Here is a 5,471-nt window from a genome sequence, read left to right as displayed (position 1 = left end):
AACCAAGTCGAATTGCCAAATCCACAAATTTTGTAAAATCTGCGACTTTTATCAGACTTTCTCTTTGCATTATACATTCCTTGCCAATTTTGAGTAAACTATATTCGATTTCCGCTCGTTTTTTTTCATCCGCAACCGATTCTATTTCTTTAACTCTCGCACAGCCCGTAGTCCTTCTTATTATTTCGAGTCCGCAAATTCCGAAAGAATATTCCAAAATATTATTAAGATAATATTTTATAAATCCTTCGTTTTTAGCCGAAATGTCTTTAATATCTTTATTACATTTATTTAAAAATTTCTTTTTGAATAAACTTAAAATTTCGTTTATCGCGTCATAAATGAAAGTCAAAAATTTTACATTATTTTTACTAACGATATTCAAATGATAAATATAAGAAAAAATTAGATTTGCGATTATAGTTCCCAAATCGTAGCCTATCGGTCCGTAAAACGCAAATTCGCAGTCCATAACTTTAATATATTTGTCGTTCACAAATATAGAACCCGTATGCAAATCTCCATGTATCAACGCTTGAGGATTATTCATAAACTCGTATTTTAATTTCGCCGCCTCGAATTGCAATTCTTTATTTTTATAAAATTCTTTTTTGACATATTTTTTCAAACAATCGGAAAAAACATTTTCTTTAAGCAGATTAAAAAACGGTTCGGTAAATACCAATTCCTCGCTTATTTTACACAATTCTTTATTCGTATATTTTGCGACTTGATTTTTTTTATCGAATGCGTCCGTAAAAAAATCCGCTGTCGATAAAGTTGTTTCTACTATAAAATCGGTTATCTGTTCTGGCAAATGCGATATAATTTTTCCTTTAATCAAAGCGTCTCTCAATATCGTATAATCTTTCAAATCTTCCATTACGAATAATTTCATCGTTTCGTCAATATGATAAATTTTTGGGGCAAGTTTTGGGAATTTTTTACCGTAATAGGTTAAAATTTCGGCTTCTCTTTTGTTTCTGTTAATATCGAGTATTCTTCCCGAAGAGTCGCTTCTCGTGCGAATTCCCGCCTGTTTTATTATGACGGATTTTTTATTATTTTTTACTCTATAAACATAATTTAAATTTCCGTCTCCAATTTCTCGGCAGGTTATTTTATTTTTGGAATCAAAATATTTTAATTTTTCTTTTGAATATTCCAAAATGTCTTTTTCGTTCATTAAAAAATATTTGTCAAATTTGCTCATAAGATAATCCAAATTTATAAATTTATATTTTGTATTAATAATATTAGCATATAATTGAAAATTGTAAAATTGAATAATTAAACATATAATATGTAAATCGTCAAAATAATATATTAGAATTCTTTTAAGGAGAAACGATGCGTAAAACTGCAAAAGAAACTGTGGAAAATATAGTTTGGAAAGCATGCGACACTTTTAGAGGTTCGATAGATTCTTCGGCTTATAAAGATTATATTTTGAGTATGCTTTTCGTAAAATATTTGTCTGACTTTGCAAAAGAAAAGAAAAAAGAATTGGAGATAAAATATAAAGGAGATAGCGAAAGATTAAAAAGAGCGATTGGCAGAATGAATTATATAGTAAGCGAAGACGCGAGTTTTGAATATTTGCTTAAGAATAAGGAAGCTCCGAATATTGGCGAAATTATAAATACCGCTTTAAGAAAAATCGAAAGGGATAATCCTCAAAAATTTGACGGGATTTTTAACAATATAGACTTTAACGATTCGAATAAATTCGGCGAGACAAAAACTCGAAACGCGATTTTAAAACATTTGCTCGAAGATTTTAGCGACAGCGAACTCGATTTGAGTCCGAGCGCGCTTCAAAATAACGATGTGATGGGAGACGCCTACGAATATTTGATTTCAAATTTTGCGGGCGATGCGGGAAAGAAAGGCGGCGAATTTTTTACTCCTCCAGAAGTTTCAACTCTTATAGCGAAATTGGTTGGCGACAGAACGGGAGCGAAAGTTTACGACCCTACTTGCGGCAGCGGTTCGTTATTAATAAAAGTCCATAAAGAAATTGGAAAAGAAAACTGTTCTATTTACGGGCAGGAGAAAAACAGTCAAACTTATTCTCTTTGCAGAATGAATATGTATTTGCATGAAATTGGCGATTCGGCAAAAATAGAATGGGGCGATACGATTAAAGAACCTAAATTTATAGATAAAGACAAATTGGCGAAATTCGATGTCGTGGTGGCAAATCCTCCTTTCAGTTTGGATAAATGGGGCGAAGAGATTGCGTCAAACGACAAGTTCGGCAGATTTGAATTTGGAATCCCTCCGAAAACTAAAGGCGATTTGGCTTTTTTGCTTCATATGGTTAACAGTATGAACGAAAACGGAATAACGGCTGTGGTAATGCCTCCTACCGTTTTATCGAGAGGAGCGAGCGAAGGAATTATAAGAGAGCGAATAGTGGAAAGTAATTTACTCGACACGATTATCGGGCTTCCCGAAAATTTATTTTATGGAACTTCTATTCCAACTTGCATACTTATTCTAAAAAACAATAAGAAAAATAAAGACATATTTTTTATTGACGCCAGCGACTATTACTATAAAGGCAAAAGACAAAATAAATTGAGAGAAGAAGATATTTTGAAAATAGTTTCGGTATATAGAAAAAGAAAAAATATTGACGAATATTGCCGAGTCGTTAGTTTGGACGAAATTAAAGCGAACGATTATAATCTTAATATAGTCCGATATATCGATTCTTTTGAAAGTTATAAAAATGTAGATTTGAAAGCTTCAAAATTAAAGATTTATAATTTGGAAAGCGAAAGGGAAAAATTAGAGAGCGAAGTTAAAATTATTTTTGATAAGATTGTGATTTAAATAATTAATTAGTAAGGTTTTTATTTATGGATATGTTAAAAAACATAACGCTACATTTAATTAAGGGTGATAATGAAAAAGCTTTAGAATTATGCAATAATGTAATAAATAATATTAAAAAACCACATCCTTCCTTTTCTGATTTTTATAATTTAAGAGGAATGATAAATATTAGATTTAAAAAATATGAAGAGGCTTTTGATGATTATAATACGGCAATCAAATTAAATCCTTATAATCAAATTTCATATTTTAACATATCAATAGCAAAGCATGACTTGGGATTATATCAAGAATCTATAGAGGCTTTTCTTCAATGCTCTAAATTAGATAAATATTTAAAGTATAATTATATTAATCAAGTAATATCATTATATATATGGAATTATAATAGCGATACTATAGAAGATATTTTTAAAATGTTATCAGAAGATAAATATAATGATTTATGGCGTAAAGATATTACATTTAATTTACTAAACAGTATTATATCTAAATATTTAAAAAATAGTGAAAATAAAAATATATTAAAAGATATAAAGAAGATTTTATTATATGAGTATTTTTTACTTCAAGTATTATCTCTTTATTTTATAATAATACATACAAAAAATAATAATATAGAAATAGCCCATTATACTTCTATGAATACATTATTAAAATTAATAGATAGTAAAGAAAGTAGAATTAGAATAACGAATATATCGAATGCCAACGACCCTAAAGAGGGTAAAATATTAGAAAATATTTTTAATAAAAACGGTTTAAATATAAAAATTAAAAATGAAGAAAATTTAATTACTTTGCAAACTTCATTCTCAAGAAATAAAGACGCTTTAACTATGTTTAGACTTTACGGTAAAAAAGAAAATAAAGAAGCTACAGGCGTATGTTTATGCATAGATAAAAATTATTTTAATTGCGAGCCAATATCTTTAGCTTCTCCAATGCAAATGATGTCCGATTATAAAAAAGGTATTAATAATTTATATTTTATACTTTATTATAATGAATCGAAAAACCAATTAATATTTAATCCTACGGATTCAAAATATTCTAATATAATAGTAGATTTAAATAAATATTGTAGGTTAAAAGTAAATAAAATTATTGATGAAAACATAGAGAATATTATAAATTATATATTTTATAAAATATTTAATTTTACAGAAAAAATAGATAAACAAATAGAAGATAAAAATTTAAAAGATGAAATATTTTCCAATCTATTTGAAAATATAAGATATATAATAAAACATGAAGCGTTTTTTGAAGAACAAGAATTAAGAATGCTTGTCACAACCGATTATAAAAATGAAAAAATAGAAGAAGATAATAAAAGATTATATATAAATTATAACGAATTATTTAACGAAAACGAAAATTTTATAAAAGAAATTATATTGGGCGGTAAAATAGAGGATAGAGAATTAACTTCGGATTATATTAAAAAAATTATTTATAATAAATATAAAGATAATGATAAAATGAATAAAATTAAAGTAAGCATATCTCAAGCTCCTTTAAGATAATAATATTTAAGGAATAATTATGAATAAATTGCCTAACGGTTGGGAATATAAAAAATTAAAAGATATAGGCAAAGCATTTACGGGAATGACGCCTTCCACACTTGATAAAGAAAATTTTGGAAACGAACATTTATTCGTAACTTCTGCCGATATAAAAGAAAATAAATATATTTTTAATTCCATTAGAAAATTATCTGATAAAGGTTTTGAAAAATCAAGGAAATTCAAAAAAGGAGATATTTTATATGTTTGTATCGGTTCAATAGGTAAAATTGCATTAGCGGGATGCGACTTTACTTGCAATCAACAAATAAATGTTTTAAGAGTAAGCGAAGGAATTGATAACGAATTTGTATATTATCAATTAATAAATTCTTTTCCCTATATATCTAAATTTGTGGCGAGGGGAGTTGTCCCAATAATGAATAAAACTACTTTTGAAAATCTTACCATTGCAATACCTTTATTATTAGACGAACAAAAACGCATTGCCTCCGTGCTTTCAAAAATTGACGCGTATTTAGAAAACACAATTAAATTAATCGAAGAAAAAGAAAAATTTAAAAGAGGAATTGCGAAAAAATTATTGACTTGTAAGAAAGACAAAAATGTCCCCGAAGCGAGATTTAAAGAATTTAATGACGAATGGGAAACTGTTAAACTTGGAGATTTGGGAATAATAACCGCTACGGGAGTTGATAAAAAAATTAGAGACAATGAAATACCTATAAAACTATTGAATTATTTAGATGTATTTAATAGAAATAAACTTTACGAAAAAGAAATAACTTATATGACAACGGCTACAGAAAAACAATTAGAAAAGTGTAATATAAGAAAAGGCGATTTATTTATTACTCCAAGCTCTGAAGATAGGGAAGGTATTGCTAAATCGTCTGTCGCAATGGAAGATTTTCACGATACGGTTTATAGTTATCATATAATTCGTGTTAGATTTAATAAAGAGATAGATTTAAAATTTAAGTCTTATATGTGCGATACTGAATTTTTTCATAGGCAAGCTTATCGTTTATCTGATGGAATGGGACAAAGATATTTTATTTCATTAAATAATTTTAGAAATATAGAAATATGCAT

General features: G+C 27.5%; 4 protein-coding genes. 3 read left to right on the top strand and 1 reads right to left on the bottom strand.

The window, feature by feature from the left end:
• Positions 1 to 1,213, bottom strand: a 1,213-nt coding sequence (gene mtnK, locus EZH24_RS06645) for an S-methyl-5-thioribose kinase (RefSeq protein ID WP_137998345.1), incomplete at its 3' end; no start/stop codon positions are given.
• A gap of 137 nt (positions 1,214 to 1,350) precedes the next feature.
• Here mtnK and EZH24_RS06640 point away from each other — a divergent pair.
• The 3 genes from EZH24_RS06640 to EZH24_RS06630 form a co-directional block, all read left to right on the top strand.
• Positions 1,351 to 2,841 (top strand): type I restriction-modification system subunit M, encoded by a 1,491-nt coding sequence (locus EZH24_RS06640; protein WP_137998344.1) that lies wholly within the window; start codon positions 1,351 to 1,353, stop codon positions 2,839 to 2,841.
• Between the two features lie 26 nt (positions 2,842 to 2,867).
• On the top strand, positions 2,868 to 4,373 hold the full coding sequence (locus EZH24_RS06635; RefSeq protein ID WP_137998343.1) for a tetratricopeptide repeat protein: 1,506 nt from the start codon (positions 2,868 to 2,870) through the stop codon (positions 4,371 to 4,373).
• Between the two features lie 19 nt (positions 4,374 to 4,392).
• Positions 4,393 to 5,471, top strand: a 1,079-nt coding sequence (locus tag EZH24_RS06630; protein WP_170310846.1) for a restriction endonuclease subunit S, incomplete at its 3' end; no start/stop codon positions are given.

Origin of the sequence: Brachyspira catarrhinii, from assembly GCF_005518285.1 — a bacterium.
GTDB classification, from domain to species: Bacteria; Spirochaetota; Brachyspiria; order Brachyspirales; family Brachyspiraceae; genus Brachyspira; species Brachyspira catarrhinii.
Note: the sequence above shows the minus strand (reverse complement) of the source record. Positions and strands in the feature narration are given on the sequence as shown.

Coding starts and splice junctions, on each gene's coding strand:
- EZH24_RS06640 (WP_137998344.1), top strand. CDS start 1,351: ATGCGTAAAACTGCAAAAGAAACTGTGGAAAATATAGTTTGGAAAGCA.
- EZH24_RS06635 (WP_137998343.1), top strand. CDS start 2,868: ATGGATATGTTAAAAAACATAACGCTACATTTAATTAAGGGTGATAAT.